The sequence below is a fragment of the uncultured Sphingomonas sp. genome (assembly GCF_964244265.1).
Classification (GTDB): Bacteria; Pseudomonadota; Alphaproteobacteria; order Sphingomonadales; family Sphingomonadaceae; genus Sphingomonas.
The window spans coordinates 1-23,553 of sequence record NZ_CAXTHV010000018.1 but is presented as its reverse complement, the minus strand read 5'-3'; the positions used below and the strand labels follow the sequence as shown (position 1 = coordinate 23,553).

The window sequence follows — 23,553 nt, the reverse complement described above, 5'->3', positions numbered from 1 at the left end:
TACGCCTCTTCATGGACTTGACGGCCCATCGATCCTAAGTCGCCCGCCATGGCTTCTTCCCCCGCCGCCGGGCCGTCCGTTATCAACCTGGGCTGCCGGCTCAACATCGCCGAAGGTGGAACGATCCGCGCGCTGCTGGGCAACGCCGACATATTGGTGGTCAACAGCTGCGCCGTGACCAATGAAGCGGTCAAGGCGACGCGCCGGGCAATTCGTCGGGCGCGTCGCGACCGGCCGGGCGCAATCCTGGCGGTGACCGGTTGCGCCGCCCAGATCGACCCGGCGAGCTTCGCGGCGATGCCCGAAGTCGACCGCGTGATCGGCAATGCCGACAAGCTTGCTCGTGCTGCCTGGGCCTCGACCGACCCGCTCGTCTTCGGCGACTTCGTGCCGGTCGCGCCCGGCCAGGCGCCGGCGGTCGCCGATGGCCAGGCGCGCGCCTTTGTCGAGGTGCAGAATGGCTGCGACCATTCCTGCACCTTCTGCGCGATCCCCGCCGGGCGCGGGCCCAGCCGCTCGGTGCCGGCCGGTGCGGTGGTCGACACGATCGCCCGGCTGGTCGACGGCGGCAAGCGCGAGGTCGTGCTGACCGGGGTCGACCTGACCAGCTACGGTCATGATCTGCCCGGCCCGACGACGCTCGGCGGGCTGGTCGAGCGCATCCTGCGCCACGTGCCCGCGCTGGAACGGCTGCGGCTCTCGTCGCTCGACGCGCCCGAAATCGACGACCTGCTGTTCGCGCTGCTGACCCAGGACGCGCGCATGATGCCGCACGTCCACCTGTCGCTCCAGGCGGGAGACGACCTGATCCTCAAGCGGATGAAGCGCCGTCACGCCCGCGCCGACGCCCTTGCCCTGGTCGCTCGGCTGCACGCCGCGCGCCCCGACATCGCGATCGGCGCCGACCTGATCGCCGGCTTCCCGACCGAGGAGGAGGCGCAGTTCGTCAATACGCTCGCGCTGATCGATGATTGCCGGATCGTCCATGCGCATATCTTCCCCTTTTCGGCGCGCAGCGGCACCCCGGCGGCGCGGATGCCGCAGGTCGCGCCCGAAATCCGGCGCGAACGTGCCGCAAGGCTGAGGGAAGCGGCCGCGCGGCGACGAAGCGGCTGGCTGGCGTCGTTGGTCGGCACGATGCAGGAGGTGCTGATCGAGGCGCCGGGCGATCACGGCCATGCCGGAAATTTCGCCGACGTGCGTTTTCCCGTGGCATCGGCCGCGGTCGGAACGATCGCGGCTGTTCGCATCGTCGCCGTCACGGCCGACTATCTCGTCGGCGTCCCCGCATGAGCACCACCCCTTCCTGGCACCAGAAGCTGCTCGGCGGCCTGCGCAAGACCTCCGACAAGCTCGTCGGCAACCTTGCGGGGCTCGGCACGGCGCGGCTGGAGGATGCGACGCTCGACGCGATCGAGGAGGCGCTGGTCGCTTCCGATCTCGGCCCCGTCACCGCCGCCCGCATCCGCGCCCGGCTGGCCGAAGGCAGCTTTGAGCGCAACATGGAGGAACTCGGCATTCGCCTGGTCGTCGCCGAGGAGATCGAGAAGGTCCTGGCCACCGTCGCGCGGCCCCTGGAGATCGCGGCTTTCCCCCGGCCGCAGGTCATCCTGGTGATCGGGGTCAATGGTTCCGGCAAGACGACGACCATCGCCAAGCTCGCCCATTTGCTGACCGAGCAGGATTACGGCGTGATGCTCGCCGCCGGCGATACCTTCCGCGCCGCCGCGATCGGCCAGTTGCAGACCTGGGCCGACCGCGCCGGCGTTCCCCTGGTGCGCGGCGCCGAGGGCGGCGACGCCGCCGGCATCGTGTTCGAGGGCGTCAGGCAGGCGACCGCCCAGGGTATCGACGCGCTGATCGTCGACACCGCCGGACGCCTTCAGAACAAGCGCGAGCTGATGGACGAGCTGGCGAAGATCCGCCGCGTGCTCGGGCGCCTGAACCCGGCGTCGCCGCATGACGTCATCCTGGTGCTCGACGCGACCACCGGCCAGAATGCCCTCAACCAGATCGAGGTGTTCCGCGAAATGGCGGGCGTGACCGGGCTGGTCATGACCAAGCTGGACGGCACCGCGCGCGGCGGCGTGCTGGTCGCCGCGGCGGAGAAATACGGCCTGCCGATCCACGCCATCGGCGTCGGCGAACAGATCGGCGATCTGCGCCCGTTCGATCCGAGGGAAGTCGCGCGGATCATCGCCGGGGTGGAGGAATTGCTGTGACGGCTACAGGAAAGGGCAATTCCGGACTGCGGCTGGCGATCGATTATGCGCCGCTGCTGATCTTCGTCGCGATCACCTTTCTCGCGCCCGACGCGCCGCTGATGAGGTCGGTGGCCTATGTCACGCACGGGCTGGACGGGATGGAACGGCTGAAGGCGGTGGTCATCGCCCGCGTCATCGTCGCGACGGCGGCGTTCATGATCGCCACGATCATCGCCATGATCGCATCCCAGATCAGGCTCGGCTCGATCTCGCCGATGCTGTGGATTTCGGGCGTGCTGGTCGTCGTGTTCGGCGGCCTTACGGTCTATTTCCACGACCCGAGCTTCATCAAGATGAAGCCGACCTTCGTCTACCTGCTGTTCGCGGGAACGCTGGGCTTCGGGCTGCTGACCGGTCGGCCGCTGCTCGAACAATTGCTCGGCACCGCCTATCCCGGTCTCAGCGCCGACGGCTGGCGCAGGCTCACGCGCAACTGGGCGTTGTTCTTCGTCTTCATGGCGATGTTGAACGAGGCGGTGTGGCGGGCGACGGCGCCCCATGCCGGTGATCCGATCACCTTCTGGGCGGGGTTCAAGCTGTGGGGCGCGATCCCGCTGACCATGCTGTTCGCGTTCGCCAACGTGCCGATGATGATGCGGCACGGGCTGATGACGAAGGAAGCGGACGCGGCAATCGATCAGGTGCCGCCCGAATGAACCGGGACGCCCCTGCGGGCGCGCCCCGCCGATCCGATCAGCCGGCGATGCCGTCGTAGATCCGGCCGGCCTCGTCCCAATTGACCACGTCCCACCATGACGCCAGGTATTTCGCCCGGTCGTTGCGATAGGTCAGGTAATAAGCGTGTTCCCACACGTCGTTGCCCAGGATCGGCGTACCCTTGACGGCCACGTCGTCCATCAGCGGATTGTCCTGGTTGGGGGTGGAGGCGATCGCCAGCGTGCCCGATGCGTCCGCCACGACCCAGGCCCAGCCCGACCCGAACTGTCCCGCGCCCTTGGTGTTGAAATCGGTCTTGAGCTTGTCGAGGCCACCATAGTTCTCGATCGCCTCGGCCAGCTTGCCCGACGGCGCGCCGCCGCCCCCGGAACCGTTCGGAGCCATGATCTTCCAGAAGAAGTCGTGGTTCCAATATCCCCCGCCATTGTTGCGCACCAGCGGCGGCTGCGACGAGATCGTGCCGAGGATCTCCTCGATCGTCTTGCCCGCCAGCTTCGGGTCGGCCGCGACGCCCTCGTTCAGCTTGTCGGTATAGGCCTTGTGGTGCTTGTCGTGGTGGAATCGCATCGTCTCGCCGTCGATCGTCGGGGCAAGCGCGTCATAGTCATAGGGCAGCGGCGGGAGTTCGAAAGCCATGGGGGAGTTCCTCCTTCTGGGGCCGGGGCGATCGCACTGGAACGCCCGCTCCCGCCAAATGGGTCCCCCGGCATCGTTGCGCAAGCGATTCCACCTCCGGGTCGGCGCGGGCCGGGCCGAGCCTCAACCGGGCAGCAGGTCGTGGCGCCTGAGCGCATGGCGCAGCTGGTCATAGCTCAGACCCAGCGCATCGGCGGTCTGGCGCTGGTTGAACCGGTTCGCGGCCAGCGCCTTGGTCAGGACGTCGCGCTCAAACCGGGCCACCCGCGACTTGAAGTCGGCCGCCGGTTCCTCGCCGGGCGACGGCGGCGGCGCGACATGGTCGACCAGCGGCGGCGGCGTCAGCGGCGCGCCCGGGCGGTGGGGCGACAGGAACGGGTCGAACTCGATCGCCTCGATCGGGCCCGGCCGTTCCCAGCGATAGACCGCCCGCTCGACGACGTTACGCAACTCGCGGACGTTGCCCGGCCATTGATAGTCGATCAGCGCATCCATCGCCGCCGCGCCGAACCCGGGCCAGTCGTCGCGTCCCATCTCGGCGGCCATGCGCCGGCCGAAATGGTCGGCGAGCACCGGCACGTCGCCCGGACGCGCGCGCAGCGGCGGCAGCGTCACGACCTCGAAGCTCAGCCGGTCGAGCAGGTCGGCGCGGAACTGGTTGGCCTCGACCCGGGCGGGCAGATGCTCGTTGGTGGCCGCGACGATCCGCACGTCCACGCGCTGCGGGCGCGAGGCGCCGATCCGGGTAACCTCGCCATATTCGACCGCGCGCAGCAGCCGCTCCTGCGCCGCCATGCTCAGCGTGCCGAGCTCGTCGAGGAACAGTGTCCCGCGATGCGCCTCCTCGAACCGCCCCACCCGCGCGCGGGTCGCGCCGGTAAAGGCCCCCGCTTCATGACCGAACAACTCCGCCTCGATCAGCGTTTCCGGCAACGCCGCGCAGTTCATCACGATCAGCGGGTGCTCCCAACGGGGGCTGAGGCGATGCAGGCGCTCGGCGACCAGTTCCTTGCCGGTGCCGCGCTCGCCGATCACCAATACCGGGCGGTCGAGTGCCGCGGCCCGGCTGGCGCGTTCAAGCGCGTCGAGAAAGGGCCCTGACTGGCCGATGACCTGGGATGCTCGCTCCATCACCAATCATTGGCGCATCTTCCCAATTGTCGGCAAGGGGATTGTTGCGGAAGCGATGGCGTAGAGGTGGTAAGCCACGCAAATCCGCCATTCCCGAAAATGGCACGCTACCTGCAAAGCTGCTGGCATCGCCGGATCGTCCGGCGCCAATGAACGGCTTCAGGGAGTTACTGCAATGCATTCGGTTTCGTACAGCATCGGTCGGACCATCGTGGTTCTCGCCAGCACCCTGGCCTGCGGCTCGGCTCTGATGTTTGCCGCCCTTGGCCCCGCCGGGGCCCAGGCGCAGCCGATCGCTCCCGTCGCCAACGTCGCGCGCTGACCCCGCGCGCGGCTCGCCGGGGCGGGTCACCCCCCTTCCCGTCCCGGCGCCCCCTTTCGTACCGCGTACCTTCGAGGAGTAACACCAATGGGCATTTTCTCCCGCACCCGCGACATCATCGCCGCCAATTTCACCGACCTGCTCGACAAGGCGGAAGATCCGGCAAAGATGATCCGCATGATCATCCTGGAGATGGAAGAGACGCTGGTCGAGGTTCGCGCCTCCGCCGCGCGGACCATCGCCGACCAGAAGGAAATGCGCCGGCATATCGCCAAGCTCGACAAGCTCCAGGAGAGCTGGACCGAGAAGGCCGAGCTGGCATTGTCGAAGGACCGCGAGGACCTGGCCAAGGCCGCCCTGGTCGAGCGGCAGAAGGCCGGCGACATGGCCGACCAGCTGACCGCCGAGATCACCGTGCTCGACGATGCGCTGCGCGCGTCGGAAGAGGACATCGCCAAGCTGCAGAAGAAGCTGACCGAAGCGCGCTCGCGCCAGAATGCGATCGCGACGCGGCTGGAAAGCGCCAACAACCGCTTCCGCATGCGCGAGGTCTATAACAGCGGACGCACGCAGGAGGCCTTTTCGCGCTTCGACGTGCTCGACCGCCGGGTCGACATGGCCGAGGGCCGTGCCGAAGCCGCCGGCCTGGGCGCCGCGCCCAAGACGCTTGAGGAAGAGATCGCCGAGCTGAAATCGAGCGAGAAGGTCGACGCCGAGCTCGCCGCGCTCAAGGCCCGCCTGAACAAGGAGGCATGAGATGGATGAGTTGATCGTCCCGATCGTCGTCGTCGGCATCCTGTTCCTCGGACTGCCCTGGGTGATCCTGCACTACGTCACCAAGTGGAAGCAGGCGCCCCGGATCACCAACGAGGACGAGAAGCTGCTGGACGAGATGTATTCGCTCGCCCGCCGCCTTGAGGATCGCGTTGCCACGGTCGAACGCATCGTCGCCGCCGACCATCCCGACTGGAAGGCGAGCCTGCCGCTCGCCGAGCCGGCCGACTACCCCGTTTCCCGGAGGAATTGAGATGTCCCCGTCACGCACGACTTTCTATCGCGACAAGCAGAACGCCAAATGGATGGGCGTCTGCGCCGGCATCGCCGATTATACCGGCATCGACCTGACGATCGTCCGGGTCAGCGCGGTCATCCTGGCCTTCGTCACTAGCGGCTGGGTCCTGTTGGCCTATTTCGCCGCGGGCTGGCTGGCGCCGATCAAGCCCTATGGACTTTACGACGACGCCGAGGACGCCAAGTTCTGGCAGGGCGTCAGGACCAACACCAAGCGCTCGACCGCCGAGGTGCGATCGAAGTTCCGCGACATCGACCGCCGGCTGGCCGACATCGAGATGCTCTATACCAGCCGCAACAGCCGCCTGGCCGACGAGATCGACAGCCTGCGCTGAACCAACCGCATCAAGGGAGAAATACGATGCACGACGGGCAACTCTTCGTCCTTTGCATCATCGCCATGGTGACCATCGGCGGCATCATCAAGATGTCGATCCGCGCCAGGCACGGCCTGCCGATCGAGGACGGCGGACGACGCAATAATCGGCGGCAACGCTTCGCCGATACCGACCTCGCCGCGGAACGGCAGATCGAACTGCTGTCGGGCGAGAACCAGAAACTGGTCGATCAGATCAGCCGCCTCGAGGAACGGCTGCGGGTGCTGGAACGCATCGCCACCGACCCCGCCGAGCGGATCAGCCGCGAGATCGACGACCTGCGCACGCGCGGTTGATGAAAGCGGAATGAACGGTTCGACGATGGTCGTGGCCGGCTCATGTCGCCAACCAAATCGAAAGCCTGCGCGATCTACCCGCGCTGCTCAACTGAACGAGGACCTACCATGGGCATGCTGATTTTCTGGACCATCCTGGCGATCCCGACGGGCATCGCCGTCTATTTCACGGAACGGGTCGACCGTCCCCGCCGCCGCGCGATGCGCCTCGAATCACTGGTCCAGCCGGCCGAGTGAACGACACGAGCATAGGGAGGATTTCATGAACCCGTTCGAGATGGTGGTGGCGATCGTGGTGATCGTGACGGTCGGTGGCGTGATCCGCGCCAGATACGGCGTCGGGCGCGACAAGCACGGCAACGACTATGCCCTGCGCGATACCGCCGCGGCCGACGAGAACCAGCGGCTGCGCGGCGACATCCAGGGCTTGAAGGAGCGCGTCGCCGTGCTGGAGCGCGTCATTACCGACAGCAATGGCAGCAGCAGCAATCTCGACCGCAAGATCGAAAAGCTGCGCGACCGCGATCGCTGAACCGGCCGAGACCAATCATGGAGACGTCTGTCATGACCGACCCCAATTTCTATTTCACCGCCGCTGTCGCCGGCCTCGCCGGTCTGGGCATGATCTGCCTCGCCGCGCTTGCCGGCTGGCGCGGGTGGTTGACCCTCAAGGCGCAGGAACTGGCGACGTTCGGCGGCCGCCGCGAGCCGAACGACGGACCGTCGCTACCCAATGCCGGCGCCCGGATCGACATCGCCGACCTCAAGGAGCGCATCCGCAAGCTCGAAGCGATCGCGTCCGGGGTGGATCTCTGACCGGGTGCAGACCCATGCGCTTGGCAGGGCCGCGGGCCACGGTATAGCGCTGGCATGCCGACCCTTGCCGACCTGCACGACGACTATTCGTTCCTCGATGCCGACGACCGCTATCGCCTGCTGATCGACCTCGGCCGCACGCTGGAGCCGATGCCGGGTCCGCTCAAGACCGACGCGACGCTGGTGCGCGGTTGCTCGGCGTCGGTATGGGTCTATCCGACGGTGCGCGACGATGGCGCGCTCCACTTCCTAGCCGACAGCAATGCGGCCATCACCAAGGGGATCATCGCCCTTGTCCTGATCGCGGTGCAGGATCGCGGGCCGGCCGACATCCTGGCGACCGACATCGGCGCCGCGCTGGCGCCGTTCGACCTGAAGGCGCAGCTGAGCTCGAACCGCACCCAGGGCATCCCCAACATGATCGCGCTGATCCGCGCGATCGCCGCGCGCTTCGCCTCGGACCGCCCGCTCGATTGACAGGCGAACGTGATGCCGATCGGCATCCTCGCAATTGTCCCGACGCGGTCAGCGCCAGTCGAAGGCAAGCGGTGCCTCGCGGAAGGCGAATCGATCGAGATGGCTGGCGACGGCGCCTTTCAAACCCTCGAGCTGTGGCTCAATGCTTGCGTCGATCCTGACCTCGAGCGTCTCGGCCTCGGCCTCGAAGGTTACCAGCGCATCGTCGGGCCAGTCGGCGCCGCGCGCGTTCTTCGGGAACACCACGGTGCCATGGTCCGGGGTGAAGTCTACGGTCAGATTGTGCTGCCAGTGCTTGCACAATTGCTGGAGGTATTTGCTGGCGTTCGCCGTCGGCACGCGGGCGGTCGAGGTAATGGTCATGATGCTATAGCCTTTGGTTGAAACGCGCTGATAGCGCATTGTGCGATGCCGAAATTCGCTGTTCCGCGAATTTCCACACCGACTCCTACAGCCGATCGATCTTCTGCGCGGCCTCGTCGATCAGTGCAACGACCTGGTGCAGCGTGTCGTCATCGACATCGACCGCACGAAGGCGGTTGACCAATACCTCGCGCAAATTGCCCATTGCGCGACGTAGCGATGTCGAATCGGTCTTCTGCCGATCCTCGCCTAGGGCGGTCAGCCGCGCGATCAGCGCCTCGACCAGCGCACGATTGGCGTCGAGTTCGGCGGTGCCGCAGTCGGTGATCGCGAACGCCTTCTTGGCGCCCTCGCTCTGCCGCGGTTCGATCAGGCCCATGTCGTCGAGCAGGGTGATCGTCGGATAGACGATTCCCGGGCTGGGCGCATAGGCGCCGCCGGTCAGCCGCTCGATCTCGCGGATCAGGTCATAGCCGTGGCGCGGCTCGTCGGCGATCAGCTTGAGCAGCACGAGCCGCAACTCGCCGCCGTCGAACATGCGCCGGCTGCGGCCTTCGCCTCGTCCCCCGCGCTCGCCCGGACCGCCAAAGCCGCGCTTATGGCCCCAACCGCCGCGCATGGCATGCCGGCCATGAACCTGGCCATCGCCGCCGGGACGGCAGCGACCGTTTTCGAAATAGGCAAACATTCGTGGACTCCTTTGTTATCACGATAGCATCAAGATATATCTTAGTTTAACGATGTCAAGATGTATCTTGGGAATATTCGTCCTGCGCACGATGACGTTTCGACCCCAGCCGTCCGGCCCAGGTTGGCGATTACCCCCGTGAACTTTGGTGAACATTGGCTTATCCTCGCCCGATGGCCGATCTCTTCGCCGGTTTCGAACCTGCCGCCGCTCCCGACATGGCGCCCGCCGACGCTCCGCTCGCCGACCGGCTGCGGCCACGGCGGCTGGAGGATGTCGTGGGGCAGGAGCACCTCACCGGCCCCGACGGCGCGATCGGGCGGATGGTCGCGGCGCGGCGGCTGTCGTCGATGATCCTGTGGGGGCCACCGGGCACGGGCAAGACGACGATCGCGCGCCTGCTCGCCGATGCGGTGGGCCTGCGCTTTGTCGCGATCAGCGCGGTATTCTCCGGCGTCGCCGATCTCAAAAAGGCCTTTGCCGAGGCGCGCGAGCATGCCCGAATCGGCAGACGCACGTTGCTGTTCGTGGACGAGATCCACCGCTTCAACCGCGCGCAGCAGGACGGCTTCCTGCCCTATGTCGAGGACGGCACCGTCACCCTCGTCGGCGCGACCACCGAAAATCCCAGCTTCGAGCTCAACGCCGCCGTGCTCAGCCGCGCGCAGGTGCTGATCCTCCACCGGCTCGGCGCGGCCGCGCTCGAACGGCTGCTCGATCGCGCCGAGGCGGTCGAGGGCCGGCTCCTGCCCCTCACCCCCGATGCGCGCCACGCGATGATCGCCTGCGCCGACGGCGACGGGCGGTTCCTGCTCAACCAGGCCGAGACGCTGTTCTCGGTCGACCTGCCCGACCCGCTCGATCCGGCCGGGCTGTCGGCGTTCCTGCAACGTCGCGTCGCGGTATACGACAAGGATCGCGACGGGCATTACAACCTCATTTCCGCCCTCCACAAATCGATTCGCGGGTCGGACCCGCAGGCAGCACTCTATTACCTCGCGCGCATGCTGACCGCAGGCGAGGAGCCGCTCTACGTCCTGCGCCGCCTGATCCGCGCCGCGGTGGAGGATGTCGGCCTTGCCGACCCGCAGGCGCTCACGCAGTGTATCGCGGCGAAGGACGCCTACGACTTCCTCGGCAGCCCGGAGGGCGAGTTGGCGATCGCCCAGGCCTGCCTCTACCTCGCCACCGCGCCCAAATCGAATGCCGCTTACGCCGCGCAGAAGGCGGCGTGGCGCAGCGCAAGGGAGACCGGCTCGCTGATGCCGCCCGCGAACATCCTGAACGCGCCGACCAGGCTGATGAAGGACATCGGCTACGGCAAGGATTATGCATATGATCACGACGAAGACGAAGGTTTTTCGGGCGCGAACTACTGGCCCGACGAGATGGGCGCGCAGAAATTCTACGCGCCGACCGATCGCGGGTTCGAGGCGCGGCTGCGCGATCGGCTGGCGCATTGGCAGGCGCTGCGCGATGGCCGGTGACGCGATCGGGCGCCGGAACCATTTCACCCGCTTCGCCGCGATCGACTGGTCGGGCGCCAGGGGCCGGCATCATCCCGGCATCGCGCTGGCGATCTGCGCGGCCGGCCGGGCGGCGCCGCAACTGGTCGCGCCGCCGGGGCGGGCCTGGTCGCGCGGCGGCATTCTCGACTGGCTGCTCGCCCAGCGGGAAACGCCGCTGCTGGTCGGGTTCGACTTCAGCTTTTCGGCGCCGTTCATGACGCGCGGCGCGCACCTGCCGGGCGAAACCGACGCGCCCGGCGCCCGCGCTTTATGGGCCTATGTCGACCGCCACAGCGCCGACCCGGATCTCGGCGCCGCCGCATTCCTGGAGGAACGGCGCGGGCGGCATTTCTACCTGGGCGCGGCGGACGGCGCAAAGTCCGCCTTCCTGCATTATCGCGCCTGTGAGATGCGCTATAACGACGCGGGCGGCGGCAAGGCGTCGACCGTCTATGACGCGATCGGCGCGGCCCAGGTCGCCAAGGCCAGCTTCGCCGGCATGCGCCTGCTCCATCATCTGGATGGCCGCATTCCCGTCTGGCCGTTCGATCCGGTGCCGCCGTCGGGCGCGCTGGTGGTCGAGATCTACACGACGATCGCGGCGCGTGCCGCCGGGGTCCCACGCGGGCGCGCCAAGCTGCGCAGCATCGCCGCGCTGAACGCCGCGCTGGCGCGGGTCGACAGCGCGCCGCACGCCGGCGAAACCTGGCTCGACGACCATGCGACCGACGCGATCCTGGCTTCGGCATGGCTGCGGGCGTCCGCCGGGCGCGACGATCTGTGGCACCCGTCCGCGCTCACCCCCGACATCGCCGACAGCGAAGGCTGGACCTTCGGCATTCCCTGACGCGCCGCGTGCTACAGCTTGGCGAGTTTCGCTGCTAGACCGGCGCGCAGCCGCTGCAATTTGTCGGCATCGGCCGCTTTGGCCGCGACGTCGCCGGGGTCGCCCTGCAACAGCTGTTGGCCACCGGCATCCTCGACATTGGTCACGGTCAATACGAGCATTAGGTCGGGGCGGCGGCTGTAGCGATCGTCGATCTTCCACGCGCCGAACATGTTGGGCGCCAGGTCGAGCGCCTGGTTCTCCCCCGGCTCCAGCCCGCCGCTGAATTCATAGTTGATGTCGTCGCTGACCCACGGGATCGCGCGGCCGGGCGAGGTCAGGATGCCGTGGAGATAGACGCGCTTGATCGGGAACTTCGCGCCGTTGGTGATCGTGAACGATATCGTCGGGTCGTCCATGAACCCGTTGTTGACGACGTGGTAACGCGCGCCGTCGATATGGATGTTGTCGAACACCGCGGCATATTTGGCGCGCTCGGCCTTGATCCGCTGGATTGCCGCGGCGTCCTCGGCGATCGCCTTGTCGATCAGTCCGATCCGGGTCTGATAACCCAGCCGGATGATCTGGTCGGCGGTCTTGCCGTTGATCTTGTCGCCCGCCGACACGAAGACCGGCGAGGCGGCATCGGCCTGCGACCACATCCCGGCGGCGGGATCGGCCTGGTCGAAGGTGATCGCGACCAGCGCATCGCGCAGTTCGGCCTTGCGGTCCGCGGCCATGTCGCTGGTCATCGCGGTCATGCTCTTGGCATAGCTTGCCGGGTCGCCGGTGTTTGCCGCGGGGGTGCATGCCGCCGACAGGATGCACCCCATGATCGCCGCCAATATCCGTTTCACGGTCATGTTCTCCCCCGGTTCGGCGCGCTGCCGACGGAGCGGTCTTTTTCGAAAAGTCCTTTCAATCAAGTATAGACCGATCCGCTACGACTGGACCTTCGGCATTCCCTGACGCATGGCGGCGCGGATGCCGGTTTAGCTCAGCTGGTAGAGCAGCGGTTTTGTAAACCGAAGGTCGCGGGTTCGATTCCTGCAACCGGCACCATTTCGACCACGTGAAAAGCCAACGGCATAAAATCTGCTCGATGATCAAGGTCGCCAGCTACAACATCCACAAGGCGGTCGGCACCGACCGCATCCGCAACCCGGAGCGTATCCTGGCGGTACTGCACGAGATCGATGCCGACATCGTCGCGCTGCAGGAGGCCGATCGCCGTTTCGGCGCGCGCGCCGCGATCCTCAGCCCCCACCACCTCGCCGACCACAGTCCGTGGAAGGCGGTGTCGTTCGGCACGCGCGCCCCCGGTGCCCACTCTGCCGGCGCGCACTCCCCTGGCGCGCGCGCCTTGTCGGCGGGGTGGCACGGCAACGTCCTGCTGGTGCGCAAGACAGCCAATGTGGCCGATTGCGCGGCGATCCACCTGCCCACGCTGGAACCGCGCGGGGCGATCTGCGCCGATATCGCGCTGGCGGGGGCGACGATGCGCGTGGTCGGCATGCACCTCGATCTGTCGGGATTGTGGCGGCGGCGACAGGCGCGCGCGGTCCTGGCGCATCTCGACGGCAAGGCTGGCGCGCTGCCGACGATCATGATGGGCGACCTCAACGAATGGAGCCGCGCCGCCGGCTGCCTGGGCGAGTTCACGCGGCGGTTCGCGCTCGCCCCCACCGGGCCCAGCTTCCATTCGCGCCGCCCGGTCGCCCGGCTCGACCGCATCATGACCTCGCCCGACCTGCGCGTCGTTTCGTGCGGCGTGCACATGTCGGCGCTCGCCCGCCAGGCGTCGGACCATCTGCCGATCTGGGCGACGATCGAGCGGCGATGAAAATGGCCTGCCGGAGGCTGGTCAAAACATGCGCCCGAGACTAGCCTCTCGGAATGCAGTTCCTCAAGATATTGTTCTGGTGCCTGATCGCGTTCGTCGCGGCGATGTTCACCTTCGGCAATTGGAACACGGTGCCGATCAACCTGTGGGGCGGCCTGGTCGCCGACGTCAATCTGCCGTTCCTGCTGCTGCTGACCTTCCTGGCGGGACTGATCCCCACCTGGCTCTATCATCGCGCGGCGCGCTGGCGCCTTCAGCAACGGCTGGCGACCGCGGAGCGCGTGATCCTGGATATCCGTCCGGCGCATGTCCCGATGGGCGCGCAGCCGCTGCCCCCACCGGCCAACCCGCCCGGTACGGCGCCGCTTGCGTGAGCAACCCGCTGTTCGTCGCGCTGGACACGCCGGACATCAACCAGGCGCGCTCCATCGCGACGCGGGTTCGCCACCATGTCGGCGGGATCAAGCTGGGGCTGGAATTCTTCCTTGCCAATGGTCGCCACGGCGTGGTCGAGATGCATGCGCTGGGTCTGCCGATCTTCCTCGACCTCAAGCTCCACGACATTCCCAATACCGTGGGCAAGGCGATCCAGGCCTTGCGCGGGCTGGACCCGGCGATCCTCACGGTCCACGCCGCCGGCGGGCGCGCCATGATGGAGGACGCCAAGGCGGCGGCGCCGACCGGGACGAAAGTAGTCGCGGTGACGATGCTGACCAGCCTCGACGACGCTGACCTGGCCGCCATCGGCGGGTCGGGCGGCCTGGCCGATCAGGTCGCGCGGCTGGCCACGGTGGCGCAGGAGGCGGGGGTCGACGGCATCGTCTGTTCGGGCGCCGAAGTGGCGGCGGCGCATCGCGCGTGGCCCGGGGGGTTCTTCGTCGTCCCCGGCGTGCGTCCGGCCGATGCCGCGATCGGCGACCAGAAGCGCGTCGTCACCCCGCGCGCGGCGATCGACGCCGGCGCGTCGATCCTGGTGATCGGGCGACCCATCACCGCCGCCGCCGATCCCGACGTCGCCGCGCGTGCCATCGCCGCCACGTTTTGACGGGCATTGCCGTCCGCCGGCGGGACGCTATCTGCGATGGATGAACGATGATTCCACCATCCGCCTGGCGACGCGCGCCGACCTGCCGCTGCTCCACCCGCTGATCGAGCGCGCCTATCGCGGCGACACCGCCCGGCTCGGCTGGACCCATGAAGCCGACCTGATCGAGGGCGATCGCACCGACCAGGCGACGCTGGCGGCGATCATCGACGATCCCGACATGCGACTGCTAGTCGCCGAGCGTGGAGGCATGCCGATCGGCTGCGTCGCGGTGACCGATCATGGCGACTGCATGGCCTATCTGGGCATGCTGTGCGTGGATCCCCGGTTGCAGGCGGCGGGTCTGGGTGGACAATTGATCCAGGCCGCCGAGGAACTGGCGCGCAGGACGTTCAGCGCACGCCATATCGAGATGACCGTGATCGAGCGCCGGCTCGATCTGATCGCCTATTACGAACGGCGCGGCTATGCGCGGACCGGCGAGCGGCGCGATTTCCCGATCGACCTCGACCCGCGCCTGTTCATGGCCGTCCTCGAAAAGCCGCTGCGCGCGACGGTCTGATGGTGGCTGCCAAGATCTGCGGCCTGTCGACGCCCGACACGCTCGACTCGGCGATCGCCGGCGGGGCGAGCCATGTCGGCTTCGTGTTCTTCGCGCCCAGTCCGCGCGACATCCCGCTCGATCGCGTGGCGGGATTGGCGCCGCGGGTGCCGGCGCGGGTGAAGCGCGTCGGGATTTTTGTCGATCCCGACGACGCGCTGCTCGCCGGCGCGACCGCGGCAGGACAGCTCGATGCGATCCAGCTGCACCTGACCGCGCCCGATCGCGTGGCGGCGATCCGCGGCCGCTATCGTTGCGAAACATGGGTGGCGATCCCGGTCAGGACCGCCGCCGACCTTGCCGCCGGCGCCGCCTATGCCGGCGCCGCCGATCGCCTTTTGTACGATGCCAAGACGCCCGGGGACGCGGCACTGCCCGGCGGCCTGGGGGTCCGTTTCGACTGGGGGTTGCTCGACGGCTTCAGGCATCGGCTGCCCTGGGCGCTGTCCGGCGGGCTGACCGCCGCCAATGTCGCCGAAGCGGCGCGGCGGACGCGCGCGACGTTGGTCGACGTGTCGTCGGGCGTCGAGCGCGCGCCGGGGGTAAAGGACGTGGCGAGCATCGCGGCATTCCTCGCGGCGGTGGCGACGATATAGGGAAAGGGCGGCGACTTCGCTCGACACGCCCCGCGCTGGTGATAAAGCCGCATCGTATGAACGCTCCCAATTCCTATCGCGCCCAGCCCGACGAGCGCGGCCATTTCGGCGCGTTCGGCGGCCGTTATGTCGCCGAGACGCTGATGCCGCTGATCCTCGACCTCGAGCGCGAATATCGCGCCGCCAAGGCCGATCCGGCGTTCGAGGCGCAGTTTGACGATCTGCTCGAACATTATGTCGGCCGTCCCAGCCCGCTTTATTTCGCCGAACGCCTGACCCAGGCATTGGGCGGCGCGCAGGTGTGGTTCAAGCGCGACGAGCTCAATCACACCGGCGCGCACAAGATCAACAATTGTGTCGGCCAGATCCTGCTCGCCCTGCGGATGGGCAAGACGCGGATCATCGCCGAAACCGGCGCGGGCCAGCACGGCGTCGCCACCGCCACCGTCTGCGCCCGTTTCGGGCTGCCCTGCGTGATCTACATGGGCGCCAAGGATGTCGAGCGGCAGGCGCCCAACGTCTTCCGCATGAAGCTGCTCGGCGCCGAGGTTCGACCCGTCACCAGCGGCGCGAAAACGCTCAAAGACGCGATGAACGAGGCAATGCGCGACTGGGTCGCGAACGTCCACGACACGTTTTATCTAATCGGCACCGCCGCCGGCCCCCACCCCTATCCCGAGCTGGTCCGCGATTTCCAGAGCGTGATCGGTATCGAAGCGCGCGCCCAGATTCTGGATCGGACCGGGCGCCTGCCCGACCTCTTGGTCGCGGCGATCGGTGGCGGTTCCAACGCGATCGGCCTGTTTCATCCGTTCCTCGACGATGCCGACGTGAAGATGCTGGGCGTCGAGGCGGCGGGGGAAGGCTTGGATGCACGGCATGCGGCATCGCTGGCGGGCGGTTCTCCCGGCGTCCTCCACGGCAACAAGACTTATCTGTTGCAGGACGAGGACGGCCAGATCACCGAGGCGCATTCGATCTCGGCAGGGCTCGATTATCCCGGTATCGGACCGGAACATGCCTGGCTGAAGGAGACCGGCCGCATCGATTATACGGCGGCAACCGACGTCGAGGCGCTGGATGCCTTCCAGCTGCTCTGCCGCACAGAAGGGATCATCCCCGCGCTCGAACCGTCCCATGCTATCGCTGCCGTAGCGAAACGCGCGCGGGAAATGCGGCCAGACCAGATCATCCTCGCAAACCTGTGCGGGCGCGGTGACAAGGACATCTTCACAGTCGCTAGCGCGCTGGGTGTGGAAATCTGATAAAGCAAGTGACCCGCCTTTCAGCTGCCTTCGCGCAGGGCCGTCCCGCGCTAATAACTTTCGTCACGGGTGGTGATCCATCGCCCTCCGCGACAGGCGCGATCCTCGACGCGCTCGTCGCCGGCGGCGCCGACGTGATCGAGCTCGGCATGCCGTTTACCGATCCGATGGCCGATGGCCCGGCGATCCAGGCGGCCAACCTGCGCAGTCTTGCCGCGGGCACTACTACTGCCGATCTCCTAAATATTGCGGCCACCTTCAGAGCACGGCATCCATCGATACCGGTAATTCTAATGGGTTATGCCAATCCGATGCTGCGGCGGGGTCCTGAATGGTTTGCCAATGCTGCGCAGCAAGCCGGCGTCGATGGCGTGATCTGCGTCGACGTACCCCCCGAGGAGGACGACGCGCTCGGCCCGACCCTGCGCGTGGCCGGCATCGCGCCGATCCGCCTCGCTACCCCTACTACTGACGCCATGCGCCTGCCGGTGGTGCTCGCGGGCGCCGCAGGGTTTGTCTATTACGTGTCGGTTGCGGGCATCACCGGTCTGCACCAAGCGCAGCAATCATCGATCGAGGAGGCCGTCAGGAGGCTGAAGGCGGCGACCAATCTTCCGGTCGCGGTGGGCTTCGGCGTTCGTACCCCCGATCAGGCAGCGGCCATCGCGCGGGTCGCCGACGGTGTGGTGGTCGGTTCGGCAATCGTCGAGATCGTCGCGCGGCATGGAACGGCGGCGGCTGGCCCGGTGCGCGCTTATATCGAAACCCTGTCGACAGCTATCCATGCCGTGGCCAAGGAACTGACATGAGCTGGTTAACCAACGTCCGCAACGCGCTGTCCTACGTCATTCCAAAAAAGGAGAGCCCCGACAATCTATGGCACAAATGCCGGGGCTGCGGGCAAATGGTGTTCGTCAAGGAACTGGAGGATAATCTCCACGTCTGCCCAAATTGCGCTTATCATGAGCGCATCGGCCCGGCACAGCGTTTCGCGCAACTCTTCGACGCCGGATCGTGTCGCGAGTTGCCTTCGCCGCGAGTGACCGACGATCCCCTGAAGTTCCGTGACCAGAAACGCTATGTCGACCGGATCAAGGCCGCCCGCGTCGCCACGGGCAAGAACGACGCGCTGGTCAATGCGATCGGATTGATCGATGGTCGCGAGGTGGTTGTCGGCGTTCAGGATTTTGCGTTCATGGGCGGGTCGATGGGAGTGGCGGTGGGTGAGGCGTTCATCCGCGGCATCGAGAATGCGATCACCGATATGGTGCCTTATATCATTTTCACGGCCGCCGGGGGCGCCCGGATGCAGGAGGGTATTCTCAGCCTGATGCAGATGCCCCGCGCGACGGTGGCGGTGCAGATGCTGCACGATGCCGGTCTGCCGTACATCGTGGTCCTGACCGATCCGACCACGGGCGGCGTCACCGCCAGCTATGCGATGCTGGGAGACATCCAGATCGCCGAACCCGGCGCGCTGATCGGCTTTGCTGGGCAGCGGGTGATCGAGCAGACGATCCGCGAAAAGCTGCCGCAAGGGTTTCAGCGTGCCGAGTATCTGCTCGAGCACGGCATGCTTGACATGGTCACCCATCGCCGTGACCTGAAAGCGACTTTGGTCAGCCTGATCGATTATCTATGCACGTCGCGGCAGGCGGCGTAGGATCGTCCGTCCGTTCTACCGATGCCCGATCACGCCGTTTCCAGCGATCCTGCCGTCCAGGTGCAGCTTGACCGTCTGCGGGTGCTGTCGCCTGGTGCCGACATCCTCGGGCTGGGGCGGATCACCGCGCTCCTTGCGCGCGTTGGCAATCCGCAGGAACGATTGCCGCCGGTGCTCCATGTCGCGGGTACCAATGGGAAGGGATCTACCTGTGCCTTCCTGCGTACCGCGCTCGAAGCCGCGGGATATCGCGCGCACGTCTATTCCAGCCCGCATCTTGTCCGCTTCAACGAGCGCATCAGGCTGGCCGGCGAGCTGATCGACGATGCCGCATTGGCGCCGCTGCTGGCCGAGGTGCTCGATGCCGGCGGCGATATCGGCGCGAGCTTCTTCGAAGTGACGACCGCGGCCGCGTTCCTAGCCTTTGCGCGCATCCCCGCCGATGCATGTATAATCGAGGTGGGGCTTGGCGGCCGGCTGGATGCGACCAATGTGATAGCTCGGCCCCTCATTACCGGCATCGCCCAACTCGGCATCGACCATCAGAGCTTCCTGGGCGACAAGATCGAGGCAATTGCCGCGGAGAAGGCCGGGATCGCCAAGCCCGGCGTGCCGCTGGTGACGATGCGCTATCCGGCGACGGTAGCGGCGATAACAGCCAAGGTCGCGCATGATCGAGGCGCGCTGCTGGCTGATGAGGAAGTCCGCTGGCGGTGGTCGGCGGGTGACGACGCGCTGATTTATGAAGATGGCAATGGTGCCATCAAAACGCCACTGCCGGCGCTAGCAGGCGCACACCAGGCGGCCAACCTGGCGCTGGCGATCGCGATGCTGCGCCATCAACGCCGGCTGATCATCCCGGCCATGGCTTATCGTACCGCGGCAAGCAGTGCGCGCTGGCCGGCTCGGATGCAGCGGTTGGGTAATGGAGCGCTGACACGTCGCGTCGCCCACGCGAGTGTTTGGCTCGACGGTGCCCACAATGCCGCCGCTGCCGAGGCGATTGCGGCTTCGCTTGCTACGCTGGGAAGCAACCGCTCGAATGAAGGCTGGAGCTTGATCGTCGGCATGCTCGCCAACAAGGATGCCGCAGGATTGCTGTCGCCAATCGCAGCATGCATCGACCGGCTCATCGCCGTGCCGATCCCCGGCCACGAGCATCATTCGCCGGGGCAGATCGCAGCGATCGCGCGGTCGCTGGGGGTGGTCGCGGACACCGCACCCGACGTTGCCGCGGGGCTGGATATGCTGGCCGGTCCCGTGCCGAGAAATATTCTTATCCTGGGGTCGCTGTATCTCGCGGGGCACGTGCTGGCGGCGAATGGCGAGCTGCCGGTATAGAGCACAAGGCGTCAGGCCGCTTTCCCGGTATGGCCCGGCTCGACGATCGCGGTTACACGGGCGGCGCGTAGCCACTCGATCAACACGAATATGATGGCGAACAGCCCGACTGCCGCGACATAGCGGAATACCGGGGCATAGCCGATCGCATCGAACATCTCGCCGACTACGCCTTTGCCCAGGGACCCGATCAGGAACGTCAGCGACGACAACACGGCATATTGCACCGCTGCAAACCGCTTGCTGACGATGCTCGATAAATAGGCCACGAATGCCGCGAGCGCGAGCCCGGTCGAGATGTTCTCGTAACAGATTGACAGCAACAGCCGTGCCATCCGCGCATCACTGCCCAGCATCTGGGCCAGTAGGTCGAGCCGCAAGAGATGCAGCACGACGTCGATGTTGCGCGCGCCATCGGCGAGATCGGCATAGACGAAATTGCCGAAGATCGGCAGCACCGCACCGATCAGCACGGTCGGAAAACGCCCGATCCGGAGGAACAGATACCCGCCGATGCTGACCCCCAGGATCGACATGAAGATCCCGAAGATCTTGGAGGCGAACGCCACCTCGTCTTTCGTATAGTGCATGTAGTCGAGGTAGAAGGGGTAAGCGAATGACGCCCAGATGTTATAGCACAAGGCATAGGTGAGGATGAGGCCAATCACCGCCAACACGCCCCAGCCCAACCGCTCGACCAGATCAGCAAGCGGTGCGATCAGGGCGCCGTAAAGGTGGTTGGCGATGCCGCGCACGGCCGAAATCGTCTGATCTGCAGTCGCCTGGATGTGGCGACCCCGTGCCTTCATCCCGTTGAGGATCGCCGCCACGCCCAGCGGCACCAGCACCGTGGCGATGACAATCAGCGGCCCGTACACCTTCAGAAAGTCGCCCGGTGACGGCGGCTTCCCGCCCGGCGGCACGGGGGCCAGCATCAATGCCATGAACGCGATCAAGGTGACGATCGCCCAGACCCAACTGACCGCGACAACCAGCAGGGCGACGGCGCGAGTACGCGGCTCGATCTCGCCCGGCTGGGAAAGCATGGCCACCGCCTCGCTCGGCAGTCGCTTCGTGTCGGGTGCGGTCAGCGCGATAATCAGCATCGTCGCCATGAGCGCGGTCATCACCAGATAAACCGACGGCCAGCTTATCCGCGCCGCCAGGTACAGCGCGCCAGCTCCGCCGACGATGCCGGCAACGCGAAAACCCAACTGGTTGACCGCGGAAAGCAATTCCACCGGGGATTCGTCGTCGGCAGCGTCAATCCGCCAGCCGTCGATCGCGATGTCCTGCGTCGCCGACCCCATCGCCCCCAGGAACGCAAAAAGCGCAAAACGCGCGATGTGCTGGGTGGGATCGGTCGTCACCAGTCCGATCAGCGCGATGATCATGACCGCCTGGCATAGCACGATCCAGCCCTTGCGGCGCCCCAGCGCGCCCACCACCGGCAATTCCAGCCGATCAACCAGCGGCGACCACAGGAACTTGAAGGCATAGGTCAGCCCGATCCACGACAACACGCCGATCGTCGCCAGCTTGACCCCCGCCTCCCCCAGCCACGCGGTCAGCGTGCCGACCAGCAACGCGAACGGCAGTCCCGAAGAGAAGCCGAACGCCAGCATGGACGCCGACTTGCGCGTCTGCACCGCGCGTACAAACAGCCGCCACCCCTTTGGTCGCGCGACGGCATCGTTCATTCCGGCGTTCCCCCTTGCACGAGGGCGACACTAACCGCAATTTTGGGCGACGCCAGCCCCGCCCGCCGCCGCCATGTTCAGCGCTTGAGAAGCAGCGCCAACGTCGCGATCGCGCCCTTGGTCTGGTCGACGGAGGCGACGCGGATCACGTCGAGCCCCATTTCCTTTGCCGGATAGTCGTTGCCGCCGGGAAAGATGGCGTCGCCGATGAAGAGCATTTCCTCCTTGGCGACCCCCGCGATCGGCATCAGTTTGCGCAGGCCATATTGCTTGTCCACGCCCTTGCGCGTGATATCGACCGATGTCGCGCCGCCAATATTGATCGACAGGTCCGGTAGCACCTTGCGCAGCCGCGCCTGGAGCAGCTTGCGTTTGGCGTGATCCGGATCCCAGCTGTCCTTGGCCTCCAGCGGAGCCTGTTGGCCGAGGGCCGAAAAGGTCACCTGGCTGCCACGATCCTCGACGCGCTCGCCCCACGTCTCTCCCCTGTCGAACCCCTCCTCGCGCATCGCGGTATCGAAGGCGTCGATGATCGTCTTGCGCTCCTCCTCGCTGAACAGCTCGGCATAGACCGCCTGCCAGCCGCCATCGACAAATCGGTACATCTTCGTGCCGGTGGTGGGCTGAACGAACAAATTGGCCAGGTTGGCCCGCGGCGCCATGCGGCCGATCACCTGTTTCTCAAATTGCGGCCAGTCGCCGCCCGAGATCACGTCGATCATCGCCACGTCCAGCAGATCGGCGATGCGTTCGACCATGTCGTCGTCCAGCGGCTGCTTGCTCAGCGCCAATGTTCCGTCCAGGTCGAACGCCACCAATCTGATCATGCCTGTGCTCCCACTCGTGGCAGAATTATCGCATCGATGGCGTGCGCAACGCCGTCCTCGTCGTTGCTGGACGTGACCAGGCGCGCCGCGCGTTTAACCCGGTCGGGCGATTGCCCCATGGCGATCGACAGGCCAGCGACCGCGAACATCGCGGTGTCGTTGTCCATGTCGCCGATCACGGCAATTGCGTCGAGCGGAATGCCGAGCAGGCCGGCGATCGCCTTGACCCCGTCGCCCTTGTTGGCGTGGATAGAGGTCACGTCGAGATAATAGGTCTGGCTCTGCCCGATCGTCGCCTGCCCACCGAAAATCGCCGTCGCGCGTCCGGCAAGGTCCTTCAGGGTGTCGGCATCGTCGCTGACGAAGGTGATCTTGTCGATCCGGTCGTACAGGTCTTCGAAACGGTCGCGGATGACCGGTTCCTGGTTCGACGCAAGGCGTTCATGTTCGACATGGACGCCCTTGACCGTTGTCGCAAACCAGCGATCATCGGCAAATACCCAGCGATCGACCGCGGCGTCCTCGGCCAGCGCGAAGATGCCGGCGGCAACCTCTGGCGGCACGCGATGCGCGGCCACGATGCTGCCGTCGGGACGGAAGATCGTGCCCCCATTGAATGCAGCCAGCGGAATATCGATCACCATCGGCGTAATCAGCGGCAGGACCCCCGATACCGGTCGCGCCGAGATCAGCGTCATCGGAATGCCGGCAACCCGCAATCTATGCGCCGCCGCGATATTCTGCGGCGACAGCGACTTGTCCTTCCTGACCAGCGTGCCGTCAACGTCGGACACGACCAGCCGGACCGGCACGTCGCTCACTGCGGCATCTCGACATGCCCGCCGAAGCCGAAGCGCATCGCCGACAGCAATTTGTCGCCGAACGTATGTTCGACTCGGCTGCGATAGCGCGCGAACAATGCCGCCGACAGAACGTAGGCGGGCACGGCCTCTTCCATCGCCGCCTGGATCGTCCAATGCCCTTCGCCCGAATCGGCCACCCGGCCGCTGAAATGTTCGAGCGCGACATCCTTTGCCAGCCCCGCCGCGCACAGGTCGAGCAGCCACGACGAGATGACGCTGCCGCGCCGCCAGACCTCGGCAATGTCGGCCAGGTTGAGGTCGAAACGTTCGTCCTCGGGCAACTTGTCGGACACCTTGCCCTTCAGGATGTCGAAGCCCTCGGCATAGGCCTGCATCAGGCCGTATTCGATGCCGTT

31 protein-coding genes, 1 tRNA gene and 1 pseudogene are annotated in these 23,553 nt (G+C 66.4%); 24 read left to right on the top strand and 9 right to left on the bottom strand.

Annotation, left to right across the window (positions count from 1 at the left end; all coding sequences use genetic code 11):
- Positions 1-48: 48 nt before the first annotated feature.
- From mtaB to ACFE7K_RS09105, 3 genes are read left to right on the top strand one after another with little or no spacing between them, the layout of a single operon-like run.
- Complete coding sequence (mtaB, locus tag ACFE7K_RS09115) at positions 49-1,293, top strand: tRNA (N(6)-L-threonylcarbamoyladenosine(37)-C(2))-methylthiotransferase MtaB (RefSeq protein ID WP_375397871.1); 1,245 nt, start codon at positions 49-51, stop codon at positions 1,291-1,293.
- Positions 1,290-2,222, top strand: coding sequence for a signal recognition particle-docking protein FtsY (gene ftsY, locus ACFE7K_RS09110; RefSeq protein ID WP_375397870.1), 933 nt, complete (start codon positions 1,290-1,292; stop codon positions 2,220-2,222). The genes mtaB and ftsY overlap by 4 nt, the downstream gene beginning before the upstream one ends.
- Positions 2,219-2,920 (top strand): inner membrane-spanning protein YciB, encoded by a 702-nt coding sequence (locus ACFE7K_RS09105; protein ID WP_375397869.1) that lies wholly within the window; start codon positions 2,219-2,221, stop codon positions 2,918-2,920. The genes ftsY and ACFE7K_RS09105 overlap by 4 nt, the downstream gene beginning before the upstream one ends.
- Positions 2,921-2,957: 37 nt before the next feature.
- Here ACFE7K_RS09105 and ACFE7K_RS09100 read toward each other — a convergent pair whose 3' ends face one another.
- Complete coding sequence (locus tag ACFE7K_RS09100) at positions 2,958-3,578, bottom strand: superoxide dismutase (RefSeq protein ID WP_375397868.1); 621 nt, start codon at positions 3,576-3,578, stop codon at positions 2,958-2,960.
- A 123-nt stretch (positions 3,579-3,701) separates the two neighbouring features.
- Entirely contained in the window at positions 3,702-4,709 is a 1,008-nt protein-coding gene (gene pspF, locus ACFE7K_RS09095) for a phage shock protein operon transcriptional activator (protein ID WP_375397867.1), read from the bottom strand.
- 175 nt (positions 4,710-4,884) lie between these two features.
- Between pspF and ACFE7K_RS09090 the strand changes: the two genes are divergently transcribed.
- The 9 genes from ACFE7K_RS09090 (at position 4,885) to ACFE7K_RS09050 (ending at position 8,068) form a co-directional block, all read left to right on the top strand.
- A complete protein-coding gene (locus ACFE7K_RS09090) occupies positions 4,885-5,031 on the top strand; it encodes a hypothetical protein (RefSeq protein WP_375397866.1) in 147 nt (48 codons plus the stop codon).
- A gap of 87 nt (positions 5,032-5,118) precedes the next feature.
- Positions 5,119-5,787, top strand: coding sequence for a phage shock protein PspA (pspA, locus tag ACFE7K_RS09085; RefSeq protein ID WP_375397865.1), 669 nt, complete (start codon positions 5,119-5,121; stop codon positions 5,785-5,787).
- Position 5,788: 1 nt separating this feature from the next.
- Positions 5,789-6,058, top strand: coding sequence for an envelope stress response membrane protein PspB (gene pspB / locus ACFE7K_RS09080; RefSeq protein WP_375397864.1), 270 nt, complete (start codon positions 5,789-5,791; stop codon positions 6,056-6,058).
- A gap of 1 nt (position 6,059) precedes the next feature.
- Positions 6,060-6,437, top strand: coding sequence for an envelope stress response membrane protein PspC (gene pspC / locus ACFE7K_RS09075; RefSeq protein WP_375397863.1), 378 nt, complete (start codon positions 6,060-6,062; stop codon positions 6,435-6,437).
- A gap of 26 nt (positions 6,438-6,463) precedes the next feature.
- Positions 6,464-6,775 carry a hypothetical protein gene (locus ACFE7K_RS09070; RefSeq protein WP_375397862.1) on the top strand — a complete coding sequence of 104 codons (312 nt, stop codon included), beginning with the start codon at positions 6,464-6,466 and terminating at the stop codon, positions 6,773-6,775.
- Positions 6,776-6,883: 108 nt separating this feature from the next.
- Positions 6,884-7,012 carry a hypothetical protein gene (locus ACFE7K_RS09065; RefSeq protein ID WP_375397861.1) on the top strand — a complete coding sequence of 43 codons (129 nt, stop codon included), beginning with the start codon at positions 6,884-6,886 and terminating at the stop codon, positions 7,010-7,012.
- Between the two features lie 25 nt (positions 7,013-7,037).
- Positions 7,038-7,307, top strand: coding sequence for a hypothetical protein (locus ACFE7K_RS09060; protein WP_375397860.1), 270 nt, complete (start codon positions 7,038-7,040; stop codon positions 7,305-7,307).
- Between the two features lie 32 nt (positions 7,308-7,339).
- The gene (locus tag ACFE7K_RS09055; protein WP_375397859.1) at positions 7,340-7,591 is read left to right on the top strand and encodes a hypothetical protein; all 252 of its coding nucleotides are present in this window, start codon (positions 7,340-7,342) and stop codon (positions 7,589-7,591) included.
- A gap of 54 nt (positions 7,592-7,645) precedes the next feature.
- Positions 7,646-8,068 carry a SufE family protein gene (locus tag ACFE7K_RS09050; protein WP_375397858.1) on the top strand — a complete coding sequence of 141 codons (423 nt, stop codon included), beginning with the start codon at positions 7,646-7,648 and terminating at the stop codon, positions 8,066-8,068.
- Between the two features lie 48 nt (positions 8,069-8,116).
- Here ACFE7K_RS09050 and ACFE7K_RS09045 read toward each other — a convergent pair whose 3' ends face one another.
- Positions 8,117-8,431, bottom strand: a complete 315-nt coding sequence (locus ACFE7K_RS09045; RefSeq protein ID WP_375397913.1) for a DUF2218 domain-containing protein — start codon at positions 8,429-8,431, stop codon at positions 8,117-8,119.
- 85 nt (positions 8,432-8,516) lie between these two features.
- Entirely contained in the window at positions 8,517-9,050 is a 534-nt protein-coding gene (locus ACFE7K_RS09040) for a PadR family transcriptional regulator (RefSeq protein ID WP_375397912.1), read from the bottom strand.
- 242 nt (positions 9,051-9,292) lie between these two features.
- Between ACFE7K_RS09040 and ACFE7K_RS09035 the strand changes: the two genes are divergently transcribed.
- Both ACFE7K_RS09035 and ACFE7K_RS09030 read left to right on the top strand, forming a co-directional pair.
- Positions 9,293-10,606 carry a replication-associated recombination protein A gene (locus ACFE7K_RS09035; protein ID WP_375397857.1) on the top strand — a complete coding sequence of 438 codons (1,314 nt, stop codon included), beginning with the start codon at positions 9,293-9,295 and terminating at the stop codon, positions 10,604-10,606.
- On the top strand, positions 10,596-11,474 hold the full coding sequence (locus tag ACFE7K_RS09030; protein ID WP_375397856.1) for a hypothetical protein: 879 nt from the start codon (positions 10,596-10,598) through the stop codon (positions 11,472-11,474). The genes ACFE7K_RS09035 and ACFE7K_RS09030 overlap by 11 nt, the downstream gene beginning before the upstream one ends.
- Before the next feature lie 11 nt (positions 11,475-11,485).
- Here the strand turns inward: ACFE7K_RS09030 and ACFE7K_RS09025 are convergent, their stop codons facing one another.
- A complete protein-coding gene (locus ACFE7K_RS09025; RefSeq protein WP_375397855.1) occupies positions 11,486-12,316 on the bottom strand; it encodes a hypothetical protein in 831 nt (276 codons plus the stop codon).
- Between the two features lie 123 nt (positions 12,317-12,439).
- Between ACFE7K_RS09025 and ACFE7K_RS09020 the strand changes: the two genes are divergently transcribed.
- The 10 genes from ACFE7K_RS09020 to ACFE7K_RS08975 all read left to right on the top strand — a co-directional run bounded on the left by ACFE7K_RS09020 (position 12,440) and on the right by ACFE7K_RS08975 (position 19,807).
- Positions 12,440-12,515 (top strand) — tRNA-Thr (locus tag ACFE7K_RS09020).
- A 40-nt stretch (positions 12,516-12,555) separates the two neighbouring features.
- Positions 12,556-13,296, top strand: a complete 741-nt coding sequence (locus tag ACFE7K_RS09015) for an endonuclease/exonuclease/phosphatase family protein (RefSeq protein ID WP_375397854.1) — start codon at positions 12,556-12,558, stop codon at positions 13,294-13,296.
- A 53-nt stretch (positions 13,297-13,349) separates the two neighbouring features.
- The gene (locus tag ACFE7K_RS09010; protein ID WP_375397853.1) at positions 13,350-13,670 is read left to right on the top strand and encodes a hypothetical protein; all 321 of its coding nucleotides are present in this window, start codon (positions 13,350-13,352) and stop codon (positions 13,668-13,670) included.
- Positions 13,667-14,341, top strand: coding sequence for an orotidine-5'-phosphate decarboxylase (pyrF, locus tag ACFE7K_RS09005; protein WP_375397852.1), 675 nt, complete (start codon positions 13,667-13,669; stop codon positions 14,339-14,341). Before ACFE7K_RS09010 ends, pyrF begins: the two co-directional genes overlap by 4 nt.
- A 40-nt stretch (positions 14,342-14,381) precedes the next feature.
- Entirely contained in the window at positions 14,382-14,903 is a 522-nt protein-coding gene (locus ACFE7K_RS09000; protein ID WP_375397851.1) for a GNAT family N-acetyltransferase, read from the top strand.
- Positions 14,900-15,538: a phosphoribosylanthranilate isomerase gene (locus tag ACFE7K_RS08995; protein WP_375397911.1), complete on the top strand. Its 639-nt coding sequence runs from the start codon at positions 14,900-14,902 to the stop codon at positions 15,536-15,538. Before ACFE7K_RS09000 ends, ACFE7K_RS08995 begins: the two co-directional genes overlap by 4 nt.
- A 56-nt stretch (positions 15,539-15,594) precedes the next feature.
- Positions 15,595-16,803, top strand: coding sequence for a tryptophan synthase subunit beta (trpB, locus tag ACFE7K_RS08990; protein ID WP_375397850.1), 1,209 nt, complete (start codon positions 15,595-15,597; stop codon positions 16,801-16,803).
- A gap of 8 nt (positions 16,804-16,811) precedes the next feature.
- The gene (gene trpA, locus ACFE7K_RS08985; RefSeq protein WP_375397849.1) at positions 16,812-17,612 is read left to right on the top strand and encodes a tryptophan synthase subunit alpha; all 801 of its coding nucleotides are present in this window, start codon (positions 16,812-16,814) and stop codon (positions 17,610-17,612) included.
- Positions 17,609-18,466: an acetyl-CoA carboxylase, carboxyltransferase subunit beta gene (accD, locus tag ACFE7K_RS08980; RefSeq protein ID WP_375397848.1), complete on the top strand. Its 858-nt coding sequence runs from the start codon at positions 17,609-17,611 to the stop codon at positions 18,464-18,466. The genes trpA and accD overlap by 4 nt, the downstream gene beginning before the upstream one ends.
- Before the next feature lie 21 nt (positions 18,467-18,487).
- Positions 18,488-19,807: a bifunctional folylpolyglutamate synthase/dihydrofolate synthase gene (locus ACFE7K_RS08975; protein WP_375397847.1), complete on the top strand. Its 1,320-nt coding sequence runs from the start codon at positions 18,488-18,490 to the stop codon at positions 19,805-19,807.
- An 11-nt stretch (positions 19,808-19,818) separates the two neighbouring features.
- Here the strand turns inward: ACFE7K_RS08975 and ACFE7K_RS08970 are convergent, their stop codons facing one another.
- The 4 genes and pseudogenes from ACFE7K_RS08970 to ACFE7K_RS08955 form a co-directional block, all read right to left on the bottom strand.
- Positions 19,819-21,507 carry an MFS transporter gene (locus ACFE7K_RS08970; protein WP_375397846.1) on the bottom strand — a complete coding sequence of 563 codons (1,689 nt, stop codon included), beginning with the start codon at positions 21,505-21,507 and terminating at the stop codon, positions 19,819-19,821.
- Between the two features lie 77 nt (positions 21,508-21,584).
- The gene (locus ACFE7K_RS08965; protein ID WP_375397845.1) at positions 21,585-22,334 is read right to left on the bottom strand and encodes an HAD-IIB family hydrolase; all 750 of its coding nucleotides are present in this window, start codon (positions 22,332-22,334) and stop codon (positions 21,585-21,587) included.
- Complete coding sequence (locus ACFE7K_RS08960; protein WP_375397844.1) at positions 22,331-23,155, bottom strand: Cof-type HAD-IIB family hydrolase; 825 nt, start codon at positions 23,153-23,155, stop codon at positions 22,331-22,333. The genes ACFE7K_RS08965 and ACFE7K_RS08960 overlap by 4 nt, the downstream gene beginning before the upstream one ends.
- Positions 23,152-23,553: pseudogene (locus ACFE7K_RS08955) on the bottom strand (6-phosphogluconate dehydrogenase (decarboxylating)); the annotation flags it as partial. The pseudogene ACFE7K_RS08955 and the gene ACFE7K_RS08960, both read right to left, overlap by 4 nt.

What these genes read in the sequence shown, in the direction of transcription:
- ACFE7K_RS09000 (WP_375397851.1), top strand. Translation starts at nt 14,382, where the DNA reads ATGAACGATGATTCCACCATCCGCCTGGCGACGCGCGCCGACCTGCCG.
- ACFE7K_RS09035 (WP_375397857.1), top strand. Translation starts at nt 9,293, where the DNA reads ATGGCCGATCTCTTCGCCGGTTTCGAACCTGCCGCCGCTCCCGACATG.
- ACFE7K_RS09070 (WP_375397862.1), top strand. Translation starts at nt 6,464, where the DNA reads ATGCACGACGGGCAACTCTTCGTCCTTTGCATCATCGCCATGGTGACC.
- ACFE7K_RS09045 (WP_375397913.1), bottom strand. Translation starts at nt 8,431, where the DNA reads ATGACCATTACCTCGACCGCCCGCGTGCCGACGGCGAACGCCAGCAAA.
- trpB (WP_375397850.1), top strand. Translation starts at nt 15,595, where the DNA reads ATGAACGCTCCCAATTCCTATCGCGCCCAGCCCGACGAGCGCGGCCAT.
- ACFE7K_RS09055 (WP_375397859.1), top strand. Translation starts at nt 7,340, where the DNA reads ATGACCGACCCCAATTTCTATTTCACCGCCGCTGTCGCCGGCCTCGCC.
- pspC (WP_375397863.1), top strand. Translation starts at nt 6,060, where the DNA reads ATGTCCCCGTCACGCACGACTTTCTATCGCGACAAGCAGAACGCCAAA.
- pspB (WP_375397864.1), top strand. Translation starts at nt 5,789, where the DNA reads ATGGATGAGTTGATCGTCCCGATCGTCGTCGTCGGCATCCTGTTCCTC.
- pspF (WP_375397867.1), bottom strand. Translation starts at nt 4,709, where the DNA reads ATGGAGCGAGCATCCCAGGTCATCGGCCAGTCAGGGCCCTTTCTCGAC.
- ACFE7K_RS09100 (WP_375397868.1), bottom strand. Translation starts at nt 3,578, where the DNA reads ATGGCTTTCGAACTCCCGCCGCTGCCCTATGACTATGACGCGCTTGCC.
- ACFE7K_RS08975 (WP_375397847.1), top strand. Translation starts at nt 18,488, where the DNA reads ATGCCCGATCACGCCGTTTCCAGCGATCCTGCCGTCCAGGTGCAGCTT.
- ACFE7K_RS09010 (WP_375397853.1), top strand. Translation starts at nt 13,350, where the DNA reads ATGCAGTTCCTCAAGATATTGTTCTGGTGCCTGATCGCGTTCGTCGCG.
- ACFE7K_RS09050 (WP_375397858.1), top strand. Translation starts at nt 7,646, where the DNA reads ATGCCGACCCTTGCCGACCTGCACGACGACTATTCGTTCCTCGATGCC.
- pspA (WP_375397865.1), top strand. Translation starts at nt 5,119, where the DNA reads ATGGGCATTTTCTCCCGCACCCGCGACATCATCGCCGCCAATTTCACC.
- ftsY (WP_375397870.1), top strand. Translation starts at nt 1,290, where the DNA reads ATGAGCACCACCCCTTCCTGGCACCAGAAGCTGCTCGGCGGCCTGCGC.
- ACFE7K_RS09030 (WP_375397856.1), top strand. Translation starts at nt 10,596, where the DNA reads ATGGCCGGTGACGCGATCGGGCGCCGGAACCATTTCACCCGCTTCGCC.
- ACFE7K_RS09060 (WP_375397860.1), top strand. Translation starts at nt 7,038, where the DNA reads ATGAACCCGTTCGAGATGGTGGTGGCGATCGTGGTGATCGTGACGGTC.
- mtaB (WP_375397871.1), top strand. Translation starts at nt 49, where the DNA reads ATGGCTTCTTCCCCCGCCGCCGGGCCGTCCGTTATCAACCTGGGCTGC.
- ACFE7K_RS09025 (WP_375397855.1), bottom strand. Translation starts at nt 12,316, where the DNA reads ATGACCGTGAAACGGATATTGGCGGCGATCATGGGGTGCATCCTGTCG.
- accD (WP_375397848.1), top strand. Translation starts at nt 17,609, where the DNA reads ATGAGCTGGTTAACCAACGTCCGCAACGCGCTGTCCTACGTCATTCCA.
- ACFE7K_RS08965 (WP_375397845.1), bottom strand. Translation starts at nt 22,334, where the DNA reads ATGATCAGATTGGTGGCGTTCGACCTGGACGGAACATTGGCGCTGAGC.
- ACFE7K_RS09040 (WP_375397912.1), bottom strand. Translation starts at nt 9,050, where the DNA reads ATGCGCGGCGGTTGGGGCCATAAGCGCGGCTTTGGCGGTCCGGGCGAG.
- ACFE7K_RS09065 (WP_375397861.1), top strand. Translation starts at nt 6,884, where the DNA reads ATGGGCATGCTGATTTTCTGGACCATCCTGGCGATCCCGACGGGCATC.
- ACFE7K_RS09090 (WP_375397866.1), top strand. Translation starts at nt 4,885, where the DNA reads ATGCATTCGGTTTCGTACAGCATCGGTCGGACCATCGTGGTTCTCGCC.
- ACFE7K_RS08970 (WP_375397846.1), bottom strand. Translation starts at nt 21,507, where the DNA reads ATGAACGATGCCGTCGCGCGACCAAAGGGGTGGCGGCTGTTTGTACGC.
- ACFE7K_RS09015 (WP_375397854.1), top strand. Translation starts at nt 12,556, where the DNA reads ATGATCAAGGTCGCCAGCTACAACATCCACAAGGCGGTCGGCACCGAC.